Source organism: Bifidobacterium aerophilum (assembly GCF_010667685.1).
GTDB lineage: Bacteria > Actinomycetota > Actinomycetes > Actinomycetales > Bifidobacteriaceae > Bifidobacterium > Bifidobacterium aerophilum.
On sequence record NZ_WHZW01000008.1, the window covers coordinates 55,714 to 78,554 of the forward strand.

Sequence of the window (22,841 nt, forward strand, 5' to 3'; positions counted from 1 at the left end):
TCCTAAGAGAAGAACAAGAAGACGAAAAGAGAGGACCCCATTGTCTGAGAAGAAGCAAACCGAAGCCGTCTCGTTCGAGGCGTTGAGCAGTCTTGACGCGCCCGTCTCGTTCTGGAAGGGCATTCCGTTCGGCCTGCAGCACGTCATGGCCATGTTCGTGGCGAACCTCGCCCCGATCTTCATCGTCGCGTCGGCGGCGAAGATGGATGCCGCCCAGTCCGCCGCGATCATCCAGGCCGGTCTCCTGGTCGCCGGCCTCGGCACCTGCCTGCAGCTGTACGGCGCGTGGCTGATCGGTTCGAGGCTCCCGATGGTCACCGGCATTTCGTTCACGTACGTCGCGGCCGCTTGCGCGATCGCGGCCGACAAAGGCTATGGCGCGGTCGTCGGCGCGGTGATCGTCGGCGGTCTGCTCGAACTCGTGCTGGGTCTGACGGCCAAGTACTGGCGCCGGTTCGTGCCGCCGATCGTCTCCGCGATCGTCGTCACGTCGATCGGCTTCTCGCTGCTCAACGTCGGCGCGACCTCGTTCGGCGGCGGTTCGGGCGCGAAGGACTTCGGTTCGTGGCAGAACCTCACGCTCGGCCTGATCTCTCTCGTGGCCTGCCTCGCGTTCCAGCTGCTCATGAAGGGCACCGCCAAGCAGCTGTCCGTGCTGTTCGGCCTCGTCGTGGGCTATGTGGTCGCGATTGCCATGGGCAAGGTCGACTTCTCCGGCTTCCAGAACCTTGCGATCGTCTCCCTGCCGCAGTTCATGCCGTTCAAGCCGACGTTCGACTGGGGTTCGATCATCTCGCTCGGCCTGCTCTACGTCGTCTCCTCGGTCGAGGTGCTGGGCGACACGGCCGCACTGACCAAGGTCGGCCTGAACCGTCAGCCCACCGAACGCGAGACCGCGGGCGCGATCGCCGGCGACGGCCTGATCTCCTCCGTGTCCGGCCTGTTCGGCTGCCTGCCGTTGACCTCGTTCGCGCAGAACATCGGCCTGGTGGCCATGACCAAGGTCGTCAACCGCAAGGTGATCCTCTCCGGCGGTCTGATTTTGATTTTGGCGAGCTTCGTGCCGGCCATCGCCGAGGTGTTCAACTCGCTGCCGCAGGCCGTGCTCGGCGGCTGCACGATCATGATGTTCGGCAACATCATCCTCTCCGGCTTCCAGATGATCGCCGAGGCCGGCTTCTCGCAGCGCAACATCACGATCGCCGCGCTGTCGCTGACGATCGGCATCGGCTTCACGCAGGTGAGCGACATCTTCAGCCAGTTCCCGGCCCTCTTCCAGCAGATCTTCGCCTCGAACTGCATCGCCGTCGCCTTCGTCGTCGCCGTCATCCTCAACGCCGTCCTTCCGAGCGAGGACCACTTCCTGAGCGCTACCGCCGCGAAGGAATAAACGGCACCGCTTCACCGCTCACCGCAAGGCATGATCACCACCTAAGGGCTTCCCGCCGATTGATGACGGGAAGCCTTTCCTGTATGTGAATTCTCCATGAACCACCGTTCCGGCGGCCAGCGCTGCGGCACAATGGTGTCAAGGAGGCTGGCCATGACCGACGACTACACCGCGAAGATGACCGAACTGATCGAACTGATGCGTCTGATCGGCAACGATACGCAGCAGTGCGAGGTCAAGGAATGCAAACGGCGCATATCGTCGACGATCACCGACACGCTGTCCGCCTTCTCGAACGGCTCGGGCGGCTGGATCATCCTGGGATTGTCCGAAAAGGCGGGGTTCACGCCGGTCGAGGGCTTCAACGCGCGCGCCATGCAGGAGTCGCTCAGCCAGGCGTGCGAAAAGATGACGCCGGTCGTGCGTCCGACGATCGTGACATGCCCGTTCGAGGGCACGAATCTCGTGTTCGCCCGCGTGGATGAGATGCTGCCCCGTGACAAACCGTGTTTCCTGACCGAACAGGGGCCGTATAACGGATCGTATATCCGCACCGGCGACGGCGACCGGCACATGAACTCGTACGAGGTCGATCGGCTGATCGAGGAGCATCTGCAGCCGACCTACGATCTGGACACCGTGCCGCACGCCACGATCGACGATCTCGATCCCGTGCTGACGTCGGGACTGTTGTCGCGCGTACGCGAACAGCATCCGCATGTGTTCGCCGACCGCACCGACACGGATACGCTGATCGATCTGCAGGTGCTGCGTCATGACGATTCGGATGCCGCGACGGTCGGCGGCGTGCTGAGGCCGACGTTGGCCGGACTGCTTGCGTTGGGGCGGTATCCGCAGAAGTATTATCCTCGACTCGGCATTTCGATCGCCGTGTTCCCGGGGATCGGCAGGGATGACGTGTTTCGCGGCGACGAACGGCTGGTCGCCTCGAAGTCGATCGTCGGGCCGATCCCTGTGATGATCGACGATGCGGTGGAGTCGCTCATGCATTGGATCGGCGCGAAGAAGCCGGATTATCCGCCCGACGCGCTGCGCGAGGCGATCGCGAACGCGCTCACCCACCGCGACTACTCCCCTGACGCGCGCGGCACGCAGGTGCATGTCAACGTGTTCACGGACCGCATCGAAATCGTCAATCCCGGAGGCCTGTACGGCACGGTCACGCACGACGTGCTCACCGATCCGCATCCGGTGTCGGGGATGCCGTTCCAATCGACCCGAAACCAGTTCCTGTTCACGCTGCTGGAGTCCACGCCGTATCCGGGCGGAGGCTTCGTCAATCCGGAAGGCGGCGACGGCTACCAGCGTATCGCCGCCTCGCTGCGGGAGGCCGGCATCGAACCGGCGACGACGGTGAACACGATCAATACGTTCACGATGACGATCACCAGGCACCGCGTGGTCACGTCCGGCAGTCCGAGCGACATCGCCAAGGCGATCACGGCCGTGTTGGAGCGGCATTCGGCGATGAGCGCCAAGGAGATCATGCGCGAGCTGCAGCTTACGCCGCTCGCCGCCACCGCCGGATTGCGCGAGCTGCTGCGCGAAGGCCGGGTCATCCCGGTGCGATTCCAGGATGACCCGGCCCAGCGGTACCGGTTGAACATCGGTCGAGTCTCATGACCGGCTGCCCGGAGTTCACGCCTCCGCAAGCTGCGTCGTCACGGCGGTCATGTTCGCGGGACGCATCCTGCGCACCCGTCCGACCGCAAGTCCGATGCACACGAACGTCACCGAGTACAGGGCGACGATGCCGATCCCGTTCAGCCAGCCGATGGCGTCCGACCCGTTCAGACCGACGCCGAGCGCCGCGTCGATCGACGACGTGTACCACCAGCCGGGCGTCAGTCTGACGAACGGGATGATCTCATCGGGCATCATGCTGATCGGGAACGCGATGCCCGACGTGAACAGGATGAGCAGTCCGAACACGTTGGCGAACCCGTTGGCGGCCGTGTCGCTGGCTCCGAACTCGCCGAGCATGAATCCGCAGGCCACGCACATGAGGCCGAACATGCACACCGATCCGAACGCCATCGCCACGCCGGCTGGCGGCAGGGCGGTCGGATCGGCACCGGCCGCAGCCGTCAGGCCCAGTGCGGCGATGAGGTAGGCCACGCAGATCAGCAGCGCGAACACGCACAGCACGCCCATGCGCTTCAATCCGATCGACGCCGCCGCCGGGGACGCCGCCAGTCTGCGACGCAGCTCCCCCGCCCCGAACACGCGGGCCACGAGGCTCACGCACACGCTCAGCGTCAGGAACAGCGGGTAGAGCGCGGTCTTCATCGTGTCGCCGAATCCGGACGCGACCGGATTGGCCGCACCGGCATCCCGTTCGTCCTTCGACGTGATCTTCTCCACGGCGACCGGACGATTGACGTCCGCGTCATGCGCCGTCTTCGCGGCGTTCCCGGCCGCTTCGCCCACATCGTCCATCGTCAGATCGGACAGTGCGCCTTCCGGCAGCGACTCGATGTCGAACGAGGACGAATCGATCGCGATCTTCGACCAGTCGACGTCGGCTCCGACGCTCGGATCCGCGAACGCCCCGGCGGCGGCTCCCCCGCTCATCGTCACGTACCAGTCCTTCAGCGCGTCCTGATCGACGTGCGTATGCTCTCCGATCAGCGCGATGCGGGTGAGCGAGAGGAACCCGTTCACGTTCATGCCGCCGATCGTGCCGGCGCCGGACGTGTAGCTCGTGACCGTCTCGACCTGCGGCATGTCGTCGCCGGAACGGGCGGCCGCCAGGAACCTGTCCGCGTATCCGCTCGGGATGATGACGATGAGATCCGTCCAGTTCGAGGCGACGGCCTGCTGCAGCGATTCGGCATCGTCATGCAGATCGACCAGCGTGGCGGATTCGGACAGATAGTCGCGCAAAGACTCGGCGATATCGCCGCGATTCCCGTCCCGGTCGACGACGGCGACGTTGACCTTGGCCGGCTCGTACGTGTCGACGACGGGACGGTTGGCGTCGGTGATCTGCGACCAGCTGAGCGTGAACATCATGACGCCCATGAGTACGAGGTAGATGATGATGTACGTGCGGTGCGCAAGCAGGACGCGCACGGTGGCCTTACAGGTGTTCATAGCGTTGCCTCCGGAGCATGATCACGCCGGCCGTGAGGAACACCGCGCTCATCGCGAACAGGATGGCGCAGGTGCGGATGAACGGCTGGATGCTGTCGAAATACATGAGCGAGTAGAACAGGTCGGTGACCTGTTGGGTGGGGTTGATGATGGCGAGGACCGGGGCCTTGCGCGAGATCAGGTCGCTCAGTTCCATCGCGAACCCGCCGTACAGGCCGCTGAACAGCGACAGTCCGCAGGCGATCGCGGTGGACAGGCCCTGTTTGACGCCGTCCGTGAGCTTGGGGATCGCGCCGATCATCGTGCCGAACGAGCAGGTCATGAACGAGGCGACGAGCACGGCGATCACGGCCAATGGTTCGCGCCCGCCGACCTCAATGCCGCACACGTAGCGGATGTAGGCGAGCGCGACGAGCAGGCACGTGCAGGAGCACAGCCATCCGGCGAGGAATCCGGCGAGAAGCTGCCTGGCGCGGCCGAGCGGCGCGACGGTGCGGCGGATGCCGAGTGCGGAGAGGTTCGCCTGGGCGGTGGTGACCGTGTGGATCATGTATGACATGGCGAGCAGGCAGGCCATGCCCATGAGCGCGTAATAGTATCTCGCCATCACGTCGGGTTTGAAGTTGGTGAGCGTGATCTCCTTGGTGCCGTTCATGGCCGAGCCGATGCCGTTCCAGAACGTGCGTGTGAGGGCTGCGGTCGGGTTGTCGTCCAACGCGGTTTTCACGGTTGCGCTGGTGCGGTTGTACTGGTCGATCACGTTGTCGAGCGCGGCGAGGGAGACGTCGAGTCCCACGTCCTGCGTGCCGTCGTTGGCGGTGGCTACGGTGTCGGAGCTGAGCGTGAGCGCGATGCGTCCGTTGCCGTCCGCGGCGATGATGCCGTTCGTCGTGCCGTCGGCCAGCAGGTCGCGGGCCTGCGAGGCGGTGTCGACCTTGGTGACGTCCAGCAGACGCACGCCGAGATCGATGTCGCCGATGACCGCATCCGCGTTGCCGTCGGTCTTGCCGTCCGAGGATCGGCCGCCGCCGGACAGCGCGGTGATAAGCGTGTCCGCTCCGACCGCGTTCGTCCAGTTCGTGTCCTGGACGACGGCGACGGACACCTGAGTGATGCTCATCGCCTTATCGAGTCCGCCGAACACGCCGTTGAACATGGTCGACAGCGCGATCGGGAACACGATGAGCCAGAACAGGGCGCTTTTGTTGCGCAGGTTCGTTTTCAGGGTGACGATGAAGGTGCTCCACATGGCGTTCTCCTTTCCTTGCTGGAGGGTGCGGGATCGTTCCCGTCAATCCCGCAACGCCTTGCCGGTCAGTTCGAGGAACACGTCGTTGAGACTCGGCGGCCGGCTGGTCAGGTGGCCGAGATTCGCGCCTGCGCCGCGCAGCACGCCGATCAGGTCGACGAGGTTGTGGTCGCCGCGGCGGCATCGCACGGTCAGCTCGTGCCCGTCGTACGTCGCATCGATCACGAACGGAAGCGCGCGCACGGTCGAGAGCGCATCGTCGGTCAGGTCGAACGTTTCGATGGTGATCCGCTCCCCCGTGTCGATCATGGCCTTCAGTTCGTCGGCGGTGCCGAGTGCGAGATGGCGGCCGTGGTCCATGATGAGGATGCGGTCGCAGATCTGTTCGACCTCCTCCATGTAGTGACTGGTGTAGATCACGGTCGCACCGGCCTGGTTGAGTTTCCGGATGCCTTCCAGAATGGCGTTGCGGCTTTGCGGGTCGACGGCCACGGTCGGTTCGTCGAAAAAGATCAGGTCGGGTCTGTGCGCGATGCCGCAGGCGATGTTGAGTCGTCTCAGGAGGCCGCCGGAAAGTTTGCCGGGGCGGAACCTGCGGAAATCCTGAAGTCCGGTGAAGTCGATCGCCTCTTCGACGAGCGGTGCGCGGTCGGCTTTTTTGGGTACGTACAGCGAGCAGAAGTAGTCGATGTTTTCGGTGACGGTCAGTTCGTTGAACACGGCCACGTTCTGCGGCACGATGCCGATGCGTCGTTTGAGCGCGTAGCTGGTCGGCGTCATCGGCTGGCCGAACACGCGGATCGTGCCGGCGTCGTAGGTGAGCAGCGAGAGGATGCAGTTGATCGCGGTGGTCTTGCCGGAGCCGTTGGGTCCGAGCAGGCCGAAGATCTCGCCTTGGCTGACGTCGAGATCGAAGTAGTCGAGCGCGACCATGTCGCCGTATCGTTTGACCAGTTGGCTGACGTGGACGGCCGGTGCGTTGTCGGTCATGTCCGCTCCTTTCCTTGGGATGCTTTCATCATCGCGCGTCGGAGGCGGTGACGCCACAGCCATCCGTCACGACATGGACGACCGGGCGTGACATTTGTCACGAGTTTTGGTTCCCGGGATATATGTGCCGAATCCCGGGAACCGGCTACCATGAGGGCATGCTCATCTTGCTGGAGAAGGCCCTGCTTCTGGCCTGCGGAACGGCCGTTGCGGCGATCTCCGGCTTTGATGTGCTTTCGTTGGTCGGCCTGCTGACGACGATTTCCATGTCCTGTCTGGATGAATGGCTGATGGCCCGCCGCACTTCCCGGGCGGTGACGGCGCTGCCGGCGGGCGTCTGCATCGCGGCCGCGCTGTTCATGCCGCGCTGGTGCGCCTTTCTGCCGGTCGTGGCCTATGACATGGCACGTTCGCCGGCGTTGCTGCGCGATGATCGCGCCGATCTGCTGGCCAGATGTCTGCCGTCTCTTGTGCCGGTGGCCGTGGCGATGCCCCATATGGCCGCCGCCGACCGTCCGTCGCTGATGGTGGCCGGACTGGTCTGCGTCGCGGGCATGATGATGGGGCGTTCGCGGGCCGACGTCATGAGGATGCGCCGGTCGTTGCGGCGCACGCAGGACCTGGCCCGCGACGGCAATCGTGCCAACCGTCGCCGCATGGCCGACATCGCCGAGGAGCGCTCCCAGTCGGTGCGGGTGGCCACGTTGAACGAACGGACGCGGATCGCACGTGAGATCCATGACAACGTCGGCCATCTGCTTACCCGCGCGATCATGCAGGCGCAGGCCGGGAAGGCGGTGGCCGACGCGACGGGCGACACGGTCGCCGCGCAAGGGTTCGACGCGTTGGGCGGCACGTTGAACGAGGCGATGACGATGGTGCGGCGCTCCGTCCATGATCTGGAAGACGACGGCACGGATTTCGCCGCCCAGATCGAGGACGCGGCGCACACGTTCGGCGAGACGTCCGCCGGTTTCGCCGTGACGTTGTCGAACGAGATCACGGATGCACCGGCGCCGGTCGCACGTTGCTTCGCCGCCGTGATCCGCGAATCGCTGTCGAACGTGGCCCGGCACAGCGATGCGCGTTCGGCAAGCGTGACGTTGCGTGATTTCCCGGCGATCTGGCAACTGGTCGTGCAGGATCCGGGGCCCGCAAAACCCGAATCCGCCCATCATGGCACGGACGACGCCGAATCCATGCGCGGCATGGGACTGGCCGATATCGACAGCCGCGTGCGCGCGCTCGACGGCACGTCATCGAGCGGCCCGTATGGCGATGGCTGGCGCGTGTTCGTCACGGTTCCCAAACGGCGGTGGACGTACCATGATGCTGACGGGAAGCATGGCGCACCAGCCGAACGGAACACGTCAAGGAGCTGACATGAAAACGGCCATTGCCGATGATGATCCGATCGTTTGCCAATCATTGGCGACGATCCTGACGGCGACACGTACGGCGTATGTGCTGTGGACCGCGAACGACGGGAATGCGGCGGTACGGGAATACTTCCGCTCGCCGTCGAGCCGACCGGATGTGCTGCTCATCGACGTGCAGATGCCCGGCAAGGACGGGTTGGAGGCCGCCCGTGAGATTCTCGCCAAGGACAGGGCGGCACGAATCCTGTTTCTGACGACGTTCGCGGACAAATCGTATATCACGCAGGCTGTGGCGTTGGGTGCGCGCGGCTATCTCATCAAGCAGGACGTCGCGTCGGTTGGCCCCGCGTTGCAGGCCGTGATGGCCGGCCAGATCGTGCTCGGCGCCGAGGTGCTCGGCAAACTGTCCGACAACGAAACCGACTCCCCCGCGCAGGCCGATCATGCGGCCGACCGTGAAGCATTCACCGGGCTGTCCGACCGCGATCGCGACATCGCCGCACTGGTCGCCGAAGGACTCGACAATCGCGACATCGCCGCGAGGCTGTTCCTGAGCGAAGGTACGGTGCGCAATCGCATCAGCGGCATTCTCGACAGGCTGGGGCTGACGAACCGAACCCAGCTCGCGATCCTCTGGCTCAACGCGCACCGCTGATGCTCTCCCCGACCCGGCGTCACCGTGTCATTTCGATCGAGGCAAAACCGAGCCGAGAGAAACTTCCGGCGCCCGTAAGCGACCGGAAACGACCATCGTCAGCTGTTCTTCATGACGATGCTGTCGACGGTGTCGGCCACATGCTCGCAGTCGTCGGCGCACTGCTCGAGATGGCGGTACACGTCGTGCCATGCAAGCACCTGCATCGGATCATCGCAGGATGTGTGCAGGGTGCGCATCGCCTCGATGAACACATGGTCGGCGTCGGTTTCGATGGTGTTGATGTCGAACACCAGTTCGCGCAGGGTCTTGGAGCGTTTGAACTGCGGCAGCTCCCCGACGAGAGCCGCTATCCGCTCGCAGGCGCGCACGACCATGTCGGCCATCTGCAACGCGTCCTCGCGCATCACGGTCACGTTGTCGTAGTACATGCGGTCGAGCACGCCTTCGATGCTGTCGGTGACGTTGTCGAGGATGTGGCTCAGCTCGGCGATGTCCTCGCGGTCGAACGGCGTGATGAACGCGGTAACCAACTCGTCAAGCATCCGATGGCGCACCTCGTCGGCGGCCTGTTCGATGCGGTGCATGTCGTCCATGCGCTCGCGCAGCTGCGCCGGGTCGAACGTGTGCATGACGTCACTCAGCAGATGCGCTGCCTGACAGGCGTAGTCGGCACTCTGCTTGAATCCGTCGAAATAGAACGAGTCGTTTTTTCGTGCCATTGCGGGTTCCTCCTGAACTGATTCGAATGTGGCGGTCTAGAACACGAACATGAACAATTTGGCCATGACGAAACTGATGATGCCGCATCCGGGGAACGTGAACACCCAGGTGAGCATCATGTCACGCACCACGCCGAAGTTGATGGCCGACAGGCGACGGACCGCTCCGACGCCCATGATGGCGCTGGTCTTGGTATGCGTGGTGGAGACGGGGATGCCGAGTACGGTCATGAGCAGCAGACACAGCGCGCTCGACAGGTCGGCGGAGAATCCTTGGTATTTTTCGAGACGGACCATGTCCTGCCCGACGGATTTGATGATCTTCTCGCCGCCGACGGACGTGCCGACGCCCATGATGGTGCTGCACAGGATCATGAGCCATACGGGGATCACGACGCCCGCGACGCTCGACTGGCCGTTGCAGAACGCCATGCCGAGGAACAACACGCCGATGAACTTCTGACCGTCCTGCGCGCCGTGCATGAAGCTCATGGCTCCCGCTCCGACGATCTGCGCGTAGGTGAAGAATCCGTTGGTGCGACGCCGGTCGAATCCCGCGCAGATCAGGGTGACGGCCTTGCATACGATCCAGCCCATGCCGAAGCCGATGATCAGGCTGGCGACGAGGCCATAGAGCACCTTGACCCATTCGCCCATGTTGATGCCGCCCATGCCGCCCTGAATGGCGATGGCCGCGCCGGACAGGCCTGCGATGAGGCTATGGCTTTCCGACGTGGGGATGCCGAGCATCGATGCGCCGACGCTGTAGATGACGATGGAGAACAGCGCCGCGCACAAGGCGATAAGCGCGGCGTGCGTATCGCCGCCGAAGTCGACCATGTTGGAAATGGTGGAGGCGACCGACGCGTTGAGCTGCGTCATGAGGAACACGCCGAGGAAGTTGAGCACGGCGGCCATGACGACGGCCGAACGCACACGCATGCATCGGGTGGTCACGCAGGTGGCGATGGCGTTGGGTGCGTCGGTCCATCCGTTGACGAAAATGACGCCGAGCGTCAGCAACGTCGTGACGGCCAATGCGGGATTGGAAAGCACCTGTTGGACGAAATACGACAGGGACACATCCACGGGGAATCGGTCCTTCTTCTTCGAGGGGCGGAAAGCAAACAGTCTGATTGTATACGATACGTAGCTACGTAGTCATGTTATTCGTGTCGTGTTGCCGTTTTTCCGGATATGTTCCCGCGGAAATGGAAAACGCTCCCCGGGTTTCCCCGGGGAGCGTTACTCCCTATGACCTAGCGATCAGGCTATCGTCACTCGTTGTCGCCGGCGGTGGCGGCGGTGGCGGTGATAGCGCCCTTCTCCTCGGTGTTCAGGCCGGAGTACACCCAGTCGGTGTAGTCCGGGTGATCGTAGCCGTTGTCGACCGCGAACTGGAAGGCTTCCTGACGGAAGGCCTCGAGCTCGGCGATCTTGTCGGCGTACTTGTCGGCGTCGATCATGCGCAGGGCCTCGGCGGTCAGCTCGTAACGATCGATGCGGTTGACGCGAACCATGTCGTACGGCGTGGTGGTGGAGCCTTCCTCCTCGTAGCCGTGGACGTTGAAGTTGTCGTGGTTCGGGCGGTCGTAGATCAGGCCGCGCACGTCGTGGGCGTAGGAGTGGTACGCGAACAGCACCGGCTTGTCGGCGGTGAAGATGTCGGCGAACTCCTCGTCGGTCAGGGCCTCGTCGTTCTCCTTGGCGGACTGCAGGGAGAGCAGATCAGCCACGTTGACGACCTTGAACTTGATGCCCAGCTCCTTCAGCTTGTCGGAAGCGGCCATGATCTCCTGAGTCGGGACATCGCCGGCGGCGGCAAGCACGACCTCGGCCTCATCGTTGGTCTTCGCGGTGGAAGCCCAATCCCAGGCGGCGGCACCCTTCTCGAGCTCGGCGCGAGCCTCGTCGAGGGTCAGCCAGGTGGCGGCCGGCTGCTTGCCGGCGATGATGGCGTTGATCTTGTTGGTGGACTTGTAGCACTTCTCGGCGATGGCCAGCAGCATGTTCGCGTCGGTCGCGAAGTAGATGCCGATGACGTGGTCGTTGTGGAAGCACTTGTTCAGCAGGACGGAGGTGACACCCGGATCCTGGTGCGAGAAGCCGTTGTGATCCTGACGCCACACGTGCGAGGAGACCAGCAGGTTCATGGAGGCGATCGGCTTGCGCCACGGGATCTCGCGGACGGTAGCCTCAAGCCACTTGGCGTGCTGGTTGAGCATGGAGTCGATCACGTGCACGAAGGACTCGTAGGAGCTCCAGATGCCGTGACGGCCGGTCAGCAGGTAGGCCTCGAGGAAGCCTTCCATCTGGTGCTCGGACAGCTGCTCGACGACTTGGCCGGAGACGTGCATGTGCTCGTCGACCTCGTCAGAGATGTAGCCGGCATCCCACTGCTTGTTGGTGACCTCGTAGGAAGCCTGCAGACGGTTGGAAGCGGTCTCATCCGGTCCGAAGATGCGGAAGTCATGCATGTTGCGGGCGATGATGTCGCGGGTGTAGGCGCCGAGGGTACGGGTGGCCTCGAGCTGGCCCCAGCCGTGGCCGTACTTCTTGACTTCCTTGACCTCGTAGTCCTCGAGGTTCGGCAGGTCCAGATCCTTGCGGATCACGCCGCCGTTGGCGTTCGGGTTGGCACCGATACGCAGCTCGCCCTTCGGCATGAAGGCTGTGACGTCTTCCTTCACGGCGCCGTTCTCGTCGAACAGCTCCTCCGGCTTGTAGGACTCGAGCCAGTTCTTGAGGACCTCGAAGTGGGCCTCGGTATCGCGGGCGGAAGCCAGCGGCACCTGGTGGGAACGCCAGGAACCCTCGGTCTTCTTGCCGTCGATGTACTTCGGGCAGGTCCAGCCCTTCGGGGTGCGGAAGATGAGCATCGGGTAGAACGGACGATGCACGTTGTCGGTCTGGGCGGTCGCCTTGATGTCGCAGATCTCGTCCCAGATGGTCTCCCACAGCTCGGCGAAGCGACGGTGGATGGACATGTGGTCCTCATCGTCGAAGCCGGCGACGAACTCGTACGGCTCGTAGCCCATGCCGTGGAAGAACTCGTGGAGCTCTTCGTCGGAGATGCGGGACAGGATGGTCGGGTTGGCGATCTTGTAGCCGTTGAGGTGCAGGATCGGCAGCACGATACCGTCGGTGCGCGGGTTCACGAGCTTGTTGGACTGCCAACCGGTGGCCAGCGGGCCGGTCTCGGCCTCACCGTCGCCGACGATGGCCGGCACGAACAGGGACGGGTTGTCCATGATGGCGCCGTAGGCGTGGGACAGGGCGTAACCCAGCTCGCCACCCTCGTGGATGGAGCCCGGGGTCTCCGGAGCGAAGTGGGACGGGATGCCGCCCGGGTAGGAGAACTGACGGAAGAACTTCTGCAGACCAGCCTCGTCCTTGGTGATCTTCGGGAAGGTCTCGGTGTAGGTGCCGTCCAGGTAGGACTGGGAGGTACCGGCCGGGCCGCCGTGGCCCGGGCCCATGATGATCACGGTGTTCTGGCCGTGGTCGGCGATGAAGCGGTTGATGTGGCCGATGAGGAAGTTCAGGCCCGGAGTGGTGCCCCAGTGGCCAACCAGACGGTGCTTGACGTCTTCACGGGTGAACGGCGCCTTCATCAGCGGGTTGGAACGCAGATAGATCTGGCCGATGGAAAGGTAGTTGGCGGCGCGCCAGTACTTGTCAACGCCTTCGAGGGCTTCCTCGGAAACCGGAGCGTTGAGCTTCTTCCAAGGGGTGCCAATAACAGGACTCGTCATATGTACTCCTGTACTCCTGCACTGTGTTGTGCGATTGATTGTTATCGGTAGGTCATGAACCGTGCCGAACCTTGCGATTTAGCCGTGCTCAATCCCAATCACTTGGCATCATACGATCGCAGCCCGACTTTTGGCCGTTTTTTTGCATGTATGTTCGTAATTGTTATAGAAATTTTCTATTTTGTTTGCTTTTCATGGTTGTTTTGTGAACACGGAATTCACCCTACCGTAACCCAAAAACGGCATCATTCCGCGCGAAAACGGCATCTCGAACCGTTTCGGCGCGTTCGTTTTAGCCAATAGACACGCGCGTGTTGTTCAACTGAACATAACGTGATGTCACATTCCGGCCAACGGCTTGACCAGCGTGGCGATACGCGCCAATGTCGCCTTGCGCCGCCACAATGGATCTGTTATCCGTCCGTCAGTCATCTCGGTATATAAAGGGAGAATTATGGCAACAGGTCCTGTGCTCGTCGTCGACTTCGGAGCCCAGTACGCCCAGCTCATCGCGCGCCGCGTGCGCGAGGCCGGCGTGTACTCCGAACTCGTGCCCCACTCCATGCCCGCAGACGAGATCCTCGCCAAGGATCCCAAGGCCATCATCCTGTCCGGTGGCCCCGCCTCCGTCTTCGAGCCGGGCGCGCCGCGCGTCGACACGAAGCTGTTCGAGGCCGGTGTCCCCGTGCTCGGCATCTGCTACGGCTTCCAGGCAATGGCCTACGCGCTCGGAGCCGACGTCGACAAGGCCGCGCTCGGCGAATACGGCAAGACCGAAACCACCATCGACCACGCGGACGGCATCCTCGCCGGATCCCCGGCCGAGCAGAACACGTGGATGAGCCACGGCGTCGCCGTCAAGACCGCTCCGGCCGGATTCGAAGTCCTCGCCCACACCGAAGGCGCGCCCGTCGCCGCCATGCAGGACGAATCCCGCAAGCTCTACGGCGTGCAGTGGCACCCTGAAGTCAAGCACACCCCGATGGGTCAGCAGCTCATCGAGACGTTCCTCCACCGGTGCGCCGGCCTGCCCAACGACTGGGACGCCTCCAGCATCATCGAAGACCAGGTCAGGAAGATCCGCGAACAGGTCGGCGACGCCGAAGTGATCTGCGGCCTGTCCGGCGGCGTCGACTCCGCCGTCGCCGCGGCCCTCGTGCACAAGGCCGTCGGAGACCAGCTCACCTGCGTGTTCGTCGACCACGGCCTGCTCAGGAAGGGCGAGGTCGAACAGGTCAAGCACGACTTCGTCGCCGCCACCGGCATCCGCCTGATCACCGTCGACGCGGCCGACGACTTCCTCACCGCATTGAAGGGCGTCTCCGAGCCGGAGAAGAAGCGCAAGATCATCGGCGAGAAGTTCATCCGCACCTTCGAAAAGGCGCAGCGCCAGGTCCTCGAAGAAGCCGGCGCCCGAGGCAAGGAAGTCAAGTTCCTCGTGCAGGGCACGCTCTACCCCGACGTCGTCGAATCCGGCGGCGGCGACGGCGCGGCCAACATCAAGAGCCACCACAACGTCGGCGGCCTGCCCAAGGACCTCAAGTTCCAGCTCGTCGAACCGCTGCGCACCCTCTTCAAGGACGAGGTGCGCGCCATCGGCACCGAGCTCGGCCTGCCCGACGAAATCGTCTGGCGCCAGCCGTTCCCCGGCCCGGGCCTGGGCATCCGCATCATCGGCGAGATCACCAAGGAGCGTCTCGACCTGCTGCGCGAGGCCGACGCCATCGCCCGCGAGGAACTCACCAAGGCCGGCCTCGACCGCGATATCTGGCAGTGTCCCGTCGTGCTCCTCGCCGACGTCCACTCCGTCGGCGTCCAGGGCGACGAGCGCACCTACGGCTCCCCCATCGTCCTGCGCCCCGTCTCCTCCGAAGACGCCATGACCGCCGACTGGTCTCGCCTGCCCTACGACGTCCTCGCCACGATCTCCACGCGCATCACCAACGAATGCCGCCAGATCAACCGCGTCGTGCTCGACTGCACCTCCAAGCCCCCGGCAACCATCGAATGGGAATAATTGAACAACGGAGCGTCCTCGTCGTTGCTCCTCGGTCGGCGTACTGAGTACGCCTTCCCTCGGTGCGCCTAGAGGCCGCACACGTTGTTCAATTATTCCTTCTGGAATCCTTCATAAGATGGTTCTTTCCAGTTGAAGGAACGTAACAGCAAGTAGGTCGGAATCGCAATGGTTCCGACCTACTTTTGTATGTCGCGGACGGGTTGATTTTCCGGTATAATCCTTGCGTTTACGACGTTCGAAAAGGATGGGCGCCCATGCGACAGGGATTCGACAACGACAAGTACATCGCGCTGCAGGCCGACAACATCAAAAAGCGCATCGCGCAGTTCGGCGGCAAGCTGTATCTGGAATTCGGCGGCAAGCTGTTCGACGACTACCATGCGTCGCGCGTCTTGCCCGGATTCGAACCGGACACCAAGTTCCGCATGCTCGAAAGCATGAGGCAGGACGTGGAGATCGTCATCGCGATCAACGCCAACCACATCGAAAAGGCGAAGATGCGCGGCGATCTCGGCATCACCTACGACGAGGACGTGCTGCGCCTGATCGACGTCTTCCGCTCACGCGGCTTCCACGTCGGCTCGGTCGTGCTCACGCAGTACGCGAACCAGCCGGCCGCCGACGTCTATCGTCGCAGGCTCGCGCAGCTCGGCATCACCTGCTATCTGCATTACCCCATCGCCGGCTATCCGCACGACATCGAACGCATCGTGTCACCGGAAGGCTACGGCCGCAACGACTACATCGAGACCAGCCGGCCGCTCGTCGTCGTCACCGCGCCCGGCCCCGGATCCGGCAAGCTCGCCACCTGCCTGTCGCAGCTCTACCACGAGCACCAGCGAGGCATCACGGCCGGCTACGCGAAATACGAAACGTTCCCGATCTGGAACCTGCCGCTCAACCATCCGGTCAACATCGCGTACGAAGCCGCGACCGTCGACCTCGACGACGCGAACATCATCGACCCGTTCCATCTCGAAGCGTACGGCAAGACGACGGTCAACTACAACCGCGACGTCGAGGCGTTCCCCGTGCTCAAGGCCATGATGGAGCGGATTCTGGGCGAAAGCCCCTACCAAAGCCCCACCGACATGGGCGTGAACATGGCCGGCCGCGCGATCTGCGACGACGACGCATGCCGCGCGGCCGCGAACATGGAGATCGTACGGCGCTATTTCACCGCGACCGAACAGCTCAGGCGCACCGGCACCGGCGAGGAGCAGGTCGAACGTCTGCGTTCGATCATGCAGCGCGCCGGCGTGGACGAGAACCTGTCGCCCGCACGCGGGGCCGCGTTGCGCAAGGAGGAGCTGACCGGCGCTCCGGCCGGCGCGATGGTGCTGCCGGACGGGCGCGTGGTCACCGGCAAGACCGGCGTGCTCATGGGCGCGGCCAGCGCGCTGCTCATGAATGCGCTCAAGGCCGTGACCGGCGTGGACGCGGAACTGCCGGTGATCGACGACAATACGATCGAACCGATCTGCCGACTCAAGACCGAGCATCTGCACAGCACGAACCGCCGCCTGCACTCCGACGAGACGCTGATCGCGCTGTCGATCACGAGTTCCGTCAGCCCGATCGCCGCCAAGGTGATCGCCGGGTTGGAGCAGTTGCGCGGATGCGACGCGTTCTTCTCGGTGATCATCTCCCCGACCGACGAGGCGCTGTACCGCAAGCTCGGCATCAATGTGTGCTGCGAACCGAAGTACGAGCGCGTGAGCCTCTACCACAAGTAATCGCGTGCTCTGACGACGAAGTTTTGCCCCGCAAGTGTGACGCAGGTCACATTGCGGGGCAAACCGTATCCGATCCGGCCGCGTACTAGAATGATCGATAAGTGTGAACAGCGTGGTCACACGGCAGCATCATCCCAAGCAAGGAGTTCACTGTGGCAGTCACCAACATCTACATCGCCTCTCCCGAAGGGGCCAACGGCCGCAACGTCGTCGCATACGGCGTGCTCAAGGCGTTGACCACCAAGTACAAGACCGCGGTGTTCCGCCCTGCCGTCTCCAACCACGACCACTTCACGCCGATCCTGCTCAACGCGTCGAACGCCGGACTCGGCGTGGCCTTGTCCTCCGGCCTCGACATCCACAAGGTTCGCCGGGACAAGGAGGCGTCGCGCGGCGACATCGTCGCGGCGTTCGACGATGCGATGAGCGTCTCGCGCGCCGACGCGGCACTCATCGTCGGCACCGACAAGTCGCACGTCAACGATCCGACCGCCTACGAGTTCAACGCGAACATCGCCGCCGATCTGCAGGCCGGCGTGTTCCTCGCCGTATGCACGATCGACCGCTGGCCCGACGAGCTGCGCGAGACCGTGCAACTGTCGATCGAAGGCATGGAAGCCGCCGGCAACAAGGTGCTCGGCATCTTCGTGACCGGCTGCGACCCGCGCCATTCGGTGTTCGTCAAGGACACGCTCGCCGAATTCGGCCTGCCCGTGTGGACCATCCCGCAGACCCCGTTCACCGAAGCCTCGCAGGCCGACGCCGCGCTCAAGGCGTTCCAGGACAACGTGCCGACCGAAGAGGTGCTCAAGGCGCTCGACGTCGACATCGAATTCCCCGTCACCTCGTACGCGTTCCAGCACAGCCTGCTCGGCCGGGCGAAGGTCAACAAGAAGACGATCGTGCTGCCCGAAGGCGAGGAGGACCGCATCCTCAAGGCCGCCGACTACCTGCTCGAACGCGAGGTGGCGAACCTCATCATCGTGGGCGAGCGCGACGAGATCCTCGCCCATGGCGCCGAACTCGGCCTGCATTCGCTCGACAAGGCGCGGTTCCAGTCGATGAACGACGAGAACATCCTCAAGCCCATGGTCGCCAAGCTGTGCGAGCTGCGCGCCAAGAAGGGCATGACCGAGGATCAGGCGCGCCAGCAGCTCAAGGACGCCAGCTACTTCGGCACGATGCTCGTTGTGCTCGGTTACGCGGACGGCCTCGTGTCCGGTTCGGTCAACTCAACCGCGAACACCGTGCGCCCGGCGCTGCAGGTCATCAAGACCAAGCCCGGCCAGTCGCTCGTCTCCGGCGCGTTCCTCATGTGCTTCAAGGACCATGTGGCCGTGTTCTCCGACTGCGCGATCAATCTCAACCCGAACGCCGAACAGCTTGCCGACATCGCCATCCAGTCCGCCGAGACGGCCAAGGCTTTCGGTATCGAACCGAAGGTCGGTATGCTTTCCTATTCCACGCTCGGCTCGGGCAAGGGCCCGGACGTGGACGTCGTCGAGGAGGCCACGAGGATCGTCAAGGAGAAGGCGCCGGATCTGCCGGTCGTCGGTTCCATCCAGTTCGACGCCGCATGGTCGCCGACCGTGGCCGCCACCAAAGCCAAGGGCAACGACATCGCCGGCCATGTGAACGTGTTCGTGTTCCCCGACCTGTGCGCCGGCAACATCGGATACAAGGCCGTGCAGCGCTCCTCCGGGGCCCTCGCCATCGGCCCGGTGCTGCAGGGACTCAACAAGCCGGTCAACGACCTGTCGCGCGGCGCGCTCGTGCAGGACATCATCAACACGATCGCCCTCACCGCCATCGAAGCCCAGCAGTAGTCCGCCGCGCCATAAGTCAACCGCGGTAACGAACGCGACGTAACGACGAATCAAGTGCTGGAGCGGGGATGTTCGTTATACGACCGTAAGACTCGGCCGCGCCGCGCCGGAGCGTGTCGTTAACGAACATCTCCGCTCCGGCGCGGTCACCGCACGTTCTATGGCCGTTTTGTAGCAAGCAACGAGTAATCTGAAGATTTGGAAAGTCGCGTTTCGCGGCACGGCAAACAATATGGAGGATGCCCACAATGGCGAAAACCGTCCTTGTCATCAATTCCGGTTCCAGCTCGATCAAGTACCAGCTGGTTGATCTCGAGTCCGGCGAAGGCCTTGCGTCCGGCCTCGTCGAGAAGATCGGCGAGCCGGTCGACGGCCACTACAAGCACGAGTACAACGGCGAGAAGCACGAGCTCGAGGAGCCCATCCACGATCACGAGCAGGGCCTGAAGCGCGTGCTCGGCTTCTTCGAGGAGTACGGCCCGAAGCTCGCCGACGCGAACATCGTCGCCGTTGGCCACCGCGTGGTCCAGGGTGGTTCCCTCTTCCCGAAGCCGGCGCTGGTCAACGACAAGACCATCAACGCCGTCAAGGATCTGGCCGTGCTCGCCCCGCTGCACAACGGCCCGGAGGCCAAGGGCGCCGAGGTCATGCGTGCTCTGCTGCCGGATGTGCCGCAGATCTTCGTGTTCGATTCCTCCTTCTTCTTCCAGCTGCCGAAGGCGTCCAGCACCTACGCGCTGAACAAGGAGATCGCCGACCAGTACCACATCCGCCGTTACGGCGCCCATGGCACCTCCCACGAGTTCATCTCCTCCGTGGTGCCGGAAGTCGTCGGCAAGCCGGCCGAGGGCCTCAAGCAGATCGTCCTGCACATCGGCAACGGCGCCTCCGCCTCCGCCGAGATCTCCGGCAAGCCGGTCGAGACCTCCATGGGTCTGACCCCGCTTGAGGGCCTGATGATGGGCGGCCGTACCGGCGACATCGACCCGGCCGTCGTGTTCCACCTCATCCGCAACGCCCACATGAACGTGGACGAGCTGGATGCCCTGTTCAACAAGTGTTCCGGCATGATGGGCATGACCGGCTTCGGCGATCTGCGCGAGGTGCACCGTCTGGTGGCCGAGGGCAACGAGGACGCGAAGCTGGCCCTCGACGTGTACGTGCACCGCATCGTCGGCTACATCGGCAACTACACCGCCCAGATGGGTGGTGTGGACGTGATCACCTTCACCGCCGGCGTCGGCGAGAACGACGACATCGTGCGCAAGATGGTGTGCGACAAGCTCGCCCCGTTCGGCGTCAAGCTCGACGAGGAGAAGAACGCGAAGCGCTCCAAGGAGCCGCGCGTCATCTCCACCCCGGATTCCTCCGTGGTCATCGCCGTGATCCCGACCAACGAGGAGCTGGCCATCGCCCGCAAGTCCGCCGCCATCGCGGAAGCCGGCGAGGACACCTACGGCAACAAGTTCGCCAAGTGAGTCGCTGATTCGCTGAACGACTGAAACATCACGAGGGGGTGCTGCTGATTCCCGATACGGGATCGGCAGCACCCCCTCGTTGCATATGTCACCGTCGACACATGTGCCGGTGTCTTAATCTTCTTACCAGCGGTTTTTGCTCGTTGAAGCGTCACTGAGCGAGCAAAAACCGTCAGCGTTCCTGATGCGTGGCGGAAAGCATGCTACGCCAGCATGCCCGTCCACATGCCTACGAAATCAGGCAGCGTCTTTCGTGTGGTCGCCACGTTGACGATCTCCACGCCCGGCACCGCGAGTCCGATCATCGCGGCGAACGTGGCCATGCGGTGGTCGGCGTACGATTCCATCACCGCACCGTGCAACCGTTCGCGCGGCACCAGTGTGATCTCGATGCCGTCCGGCAGCTCACGGGCCTCTCCCCCGACACGTCGGATCTCAGTGACCAGCGCCTCAAGCCGGTTCGTCTCATGCCCGCGCAGATGCCCGATGCCGATCATGCGCGTGGGTGCGTCCGCGAATACGAGAATCGCCGCCAGCGACGGCGCGATCTCCCCTGCCGCCGTCAGATCGAAGTCGCCGAGGCCGCGAACCGCACCGGCAGCGGCCGTCACCTCACAGTAGCGAATCCCATCGTGTTCCGGGAACGTGACGGTCGCGCCCATGCGTTCCAGATATCCCGGCAGTAGTCCGCCCGGTTGGGTCGTTTCGATCGGCCAATGCGGCACGCGCACCGTGCCGCCCGAGATCAGCGCGGCACCGAGGAACGGCGCGGCGTTCGACAGGTCAGGTTCCACGACCACCCGTTCCGGCAACTGCAGCGCGCCCGGCTGCACCGTCCACACGCGGGCGTCCTCGTCGGCGAGCGCGTGTCCGCCGGCCCTGTTCACGTCGGCGACGGTCATGCGGATGTGCGGCAGGCTCGGTGTCTTCTCACCGGTGTGCGTGAGCTCAAGGCCGCCGGGCAGCCGCGAGCCGATCAGCAACAGTCCGGAGATGAACTGCGACGAGCCGGACGAGTCGATCGCGACATGCGCAACGCCGGCGCCGCCGTCAACGCCCGGCAACCGCGCGGGCGGTGTGATCGTGAACGGCAGGCGTCCGGTCTCTCCGTGGTAGTCGATGGTCGCGCCGAGCTGTTCAAGCCCGTCGAGCACCGGCTTCATCGGACGCGCGTACGCCTGTTCGTCGCCGTCGAAACGTACCGGCCCGTCTGCGGACAGCGCCAGACCGGGCACGAAGCGCATGACCGTGCCGGCAAGACCGCAGTATACGTCGACGTTGCCGCGGAACCGGCCGTTTTCCGGCGGCGTGACGGTGACGGTGGTCTCGACGTTCGGATCGACGTCGCAGCGCACGCCGAGCGCCTCAAGCGCACCCATCATGAGTTCGGTGTCGCGCGAGCGCAGCAGGCCGACGAGTTTTACCGGTTTGGAGCCGAGCGCGGCGAGGATCAGATAGCGGTTGGACAGCGATTTGCTGCCGGGGATGGTGACGGTGGCGTTGATCGGCCCGTTCGCCGTTGGTGCGGGCCAGGGATCGGGATAGGTCGTTTCGTTCATACGATGTATCGTATCGGGTTCGACGGTATATGGCGATCATGCGTCCGCGTTCGCGCGCTATGGTTGAGGCATGCGTGTGATCGAACGGTTCTGCCGGGGCAAGAAGACGGATCAGTCGTTGAACGAGGACGGGCTGATCGTTACGGATGGGTTTGCTGCCGTGGTCGATGGGGTGACGAGCAAAAGCGTGCGGCGGTTGTGGCTGCCGAGCGGCGGGGTTGTCGCGAAGGATTTGCTGCTGGCCGCGATTGCCGGCTTGCCTGCGGATGCGACGATGCGGCAGGTGCAGTCATGTCTGGATGGTCGTTTGCGAGCGCGGTATGCGACAGTCGATGGCGATGCAATGATGTTTGAGCGTGAACCGTGGGAGCGTTTGCAGGCGAATGCGGTGGTCTACAGTGCGGCGCGGCATGAGGCGTGGCTGTTCGGCGACTGCCAGATCATGGTGAACGGCGTGCAGACGCCGACGGTGAAACACGTGGACAAGTTGTTGGGAGCATTGCGATCGTTCGCCGCGCAGGCGTTGGCGGTGGGCGGTGACGGGTCGGACCGCACGCAGGATGGCGATACGACGACGTCGTCAGCGGCATCCGGCGTTGCCGGCCGTGCAGAGGCGCATGACGCGGACGATCCGGCCCGTGACATGATCCTGCCGTTCCTGCGATTGCAGTCGCGGTTCGCGAACCGGCGCGGCGAATACGGATATTTCGTGTTCGACGGGTTCACCGACCCGACGTATCCGATCCGTACGGTTCCCATCAATCCGGGCGACGAGGTGGTGCTCGCCTCGGACGGCTATCCCCTGCTGCGTCCGACGCTTGCCGAATCGGAGCGGGAACTGGACCGTCTGCATCGCGACGACCCACAGCTGATCCGCGACTATCGCACCACGAAGGGCTTCGCCCCCGGTCAGGAGTCCTTCGACGATCGCACCTACCTGCGCTTCGTCGTGTGACGGGATATGC

Annotated in this window: 16 protein-coding genes; 9 read left to right on the forward strand and 7 right to left on the reverse strand. The window is 63.8% G+C overall.

Annotated features, from left to right (window positions below):
- Window positions 1-40 precede the first annotated feature (40 nt).
- Together GFD25_RS04875 and GFD25_RS04880 are read left to right on the forward strand one after the other, a co-directional pair.
- Complete coding sequence (locus GFD25_RS04875) at window positions 41-1,390, forward strand: nucleobase:cation symporter-2 family protein (protein WP_163230509.1); 1,350 nt, start codon at window positions 41-43, stop codon at window positions 1,388-1,390.
- A 153-nt stretch (window positions 1,391-1,543) separates the two neighbouring features.
- The gene (locus tag GFD25_RS04880) at window positions 1,544-3,034 is read left to right on the forward strand and encodes an ATP-binding protein (protein WP_163230511.1); all 1,491 of its coding nucleotides are present in this window, start codon (window positions 1,544-1,546) and stop codon (window positions 3,032-3,034) included.
- A gap of 15 nt (window positions 3,035-3,049) precedes the next feature.
- On the opposite strand, the gene GFD25_RS04885 is transcribed toward GFD25_RS04880, so the two are convergent.
- Genes GFD25_RS04885 through GFD25_RS04895 form a run of 3 tightly spaced genes read right to left on the reverse strand, consistent with a single transcriptional unit; the run spans window position 3,050 to window position 6,746 of the window.
- Window positions 3,050-4,507 (reverse strand): ABC transporter permease, encoded by a 1,458-nt coding sequence (locus GFD25_RS04885; protein ID WP_163230513.1) that lies wholly within the window; start codon window positions 4,505-4,507, stop codon window positions 3,050-3,052.
- Window positions 4,494-5,756, reverse strand: coding sequence for an ABC transporter permease (locus tag GFD25_RS04890; protein WP_163230515.1), 1,263 nt, complete (start codon window positions 5,754-5,756; stop codon window positions 4,494-4,496). The genes GFD25_RS04885 and GFD25_RS04890 overlap by 14 nt, the downstream gene beginning before the upstream one ends.
- A 42-nt stretch (window positions 5,757-5,798) precedes the next feature.
- Window positions 5,799-6,746: an ABC transporter ATP-binding protein gene (locus tag GFD25_RS04895; protein WP_163230517.1), complete on the reverse strand. Its 948-nt coding sequence runs from the start codon at window positions 6,744-6,746 to the stop codon at window positions 5,799-5,801.
- Between the two features lie 158 nt (window positions 6,747-6,904).
- Here GFD25_RS04895 and GFD25_RS04900 point away from each other — a divergent pair, with 158 nt between their 5' ends.
- Both GFD25_RS04900 and GFD25_RS04905 read left to right on the forward strand, forming a co-directional pair.
- A complete protein-coding gene (locus GFD25_RS04900; protein WP_163230519.1) occupies window positions 6,905-8,128 on the forward strand; it encodes a sensor histidine kinase in 1,224 nt (407 codons plus the stop codon).
- A 1-nt stretch (window position 8,129) separates the two neighbouring features.
- Window positions 8,130-8,780, forward strand: a complete 651-nt coding sequence (locus GFD25_RS04905) for a response regulator transcription factor (RefSeq protein ID WP_163230521.1) — start codon at window positions 8,130-8,132, stop codon at window positions 8,778-8,780.
- A 98-nt stretch (window positions 8,781-8,878) separates the two neighbouring features.
- Here GFD25_RS04905 and GFD25_RS04910 read toward each other — a convergent pair whose 3' ends face one another.
- The 3 genes from GFD25_RS04910 to GFD25_RS04920 all read right to left on the reverse strand — a co-directional run bounded on the left by GFD25_RS04910 (window position 8,879) and on the right by GFD25_RS04920 (window position 13,257).
- Entirely contained in the window at window positions 8,879-9,502 is a 624-nt protein-coding gene (locus GFD25_RS04910) for a DUF47 domain-containing protein (RefSeq protein ID WP_163230523.1), read from the reverse strand.
- Window positions 9,503-9,538: 36 nt separating this feature from the next.
- Window positions 9,539-10,591 (reverse strand): inorganic phosphate transporter, encoded by a 1,053-nt coding sequence (locus tag GFD25_RS04915; RefSeq protein ID WP_163230525.1) that lies wholly within the window; start codon window positions 10,589-10,591, stop codon window positions 9,539-9,541.
- A 188-nt stretch (window positions 10,592-10,779) separates the two neighbouring features.
- Window positions 10,780-13,257: a phosphoketolase gene (locus GFD25_RS04920; protein WP_163230528.1), complete on the reverse strand. Its 2,478-nt coding sequence runs from the start codon at window positions 13,255-13,257 to the stop codon at window positions 10,780-10,782.
- A gap of 454 nt (window positions 13,258-13,711) precedes the next feature.
- Between GFD25_RS04920 and guaA the strand changes: the two genes are divergently transcribed.
- The 4 genes from guaA to GFD25_RS04940 all read left to right on the forward strand — a co-directional run bounded on the left by guaA (window position 13,712) and on the right by GFD25_RS04940 (window position 20,317).
- Window positions 13,712-15,274 carry a glutamine-hydrolyzing GMP synthase gene (guaA, locus tag GFD25_RS04925; RefSeq protein ID WP_163230530.1) on the forward strand — a complete coding sequence of 521 codons (1,563 nt, stop codon included), beginning with the start codon at window positions 13,712-13,714 and terminating at the stop codon, window positions 15,272-15,274.
- Between the two features lie 257 nt (window positions 15,275-15,531).
- A complete protein-coding gene (locus GFD25_RS04930; protein WP_163230532.1) occupies window positions 15,532-17,013 on the forward strand; it encodes a DUF1846 domain-containing protein in 1,482 nt (493 codons plus the stop codon).
- A gap of 152 nt (window positions 17,014-17,165) precedes the next feature.
- Window positions 17,166-18,839 (forward strand): phosphate acetyltransferase, encoded by a 1,674-nt coding sequence (pta, locus tag GFD25_RS04935; RefSeq protein ID WP_163230534.1) that lies wholly within the window; start codon window positions 17,166-17,168, stop codon window positions 18,837-18,839.
- A 248-nt stretch (window positions 18,840-19,087) separates the two neighbouring features.
- Window positions 19,088-20,317, forward strand: coding sequence for an acetate/propionate family kinase (locus tag GFD25_RS04940; RefSeq protein ID WP_163230536.1), 1,230 nt, complete (start codon window positions 19,088-19,090; stop codon window positions 20,315-20,317).
- Between the two features lie 203 nt (window positions 20,318-20,520).
- On the opposite strand, the gene aroA is transcribed toward GFD25_RS04940, so the two are convergent.
- Window positions 20,521-21,876 (reverse strand): 3-phosphoshikimate 1-carboxyvinyltransferase, encoded by a 1,356-nt coding sequence (gene aroA / locus GFD25_RS04945; protein WP_163230538.1) that lies wholly within the window; start codon window positions 21,874-21,876, stop codon window positions 20,521-20,523.
- Window positions 21,877-21,946: 70 nt separating this feature from the next.
- On the opposite strand from aroA, the gene GFD25_RS04950 reads away from it, so the two are divergent.
- Window positions 21,947-22,831: a hypothetical protein gene (locus tag GFD25_RS04950; protein WP_204314773.1), complete on the forward strand. Its 885-nt coding sequence runs from the start codon at window positions 21,947-21,949 to the stop codon at window positions 22,829-22,831.
- Window positions 22,832-22,841: the final 10 nt, after the last annotated feature.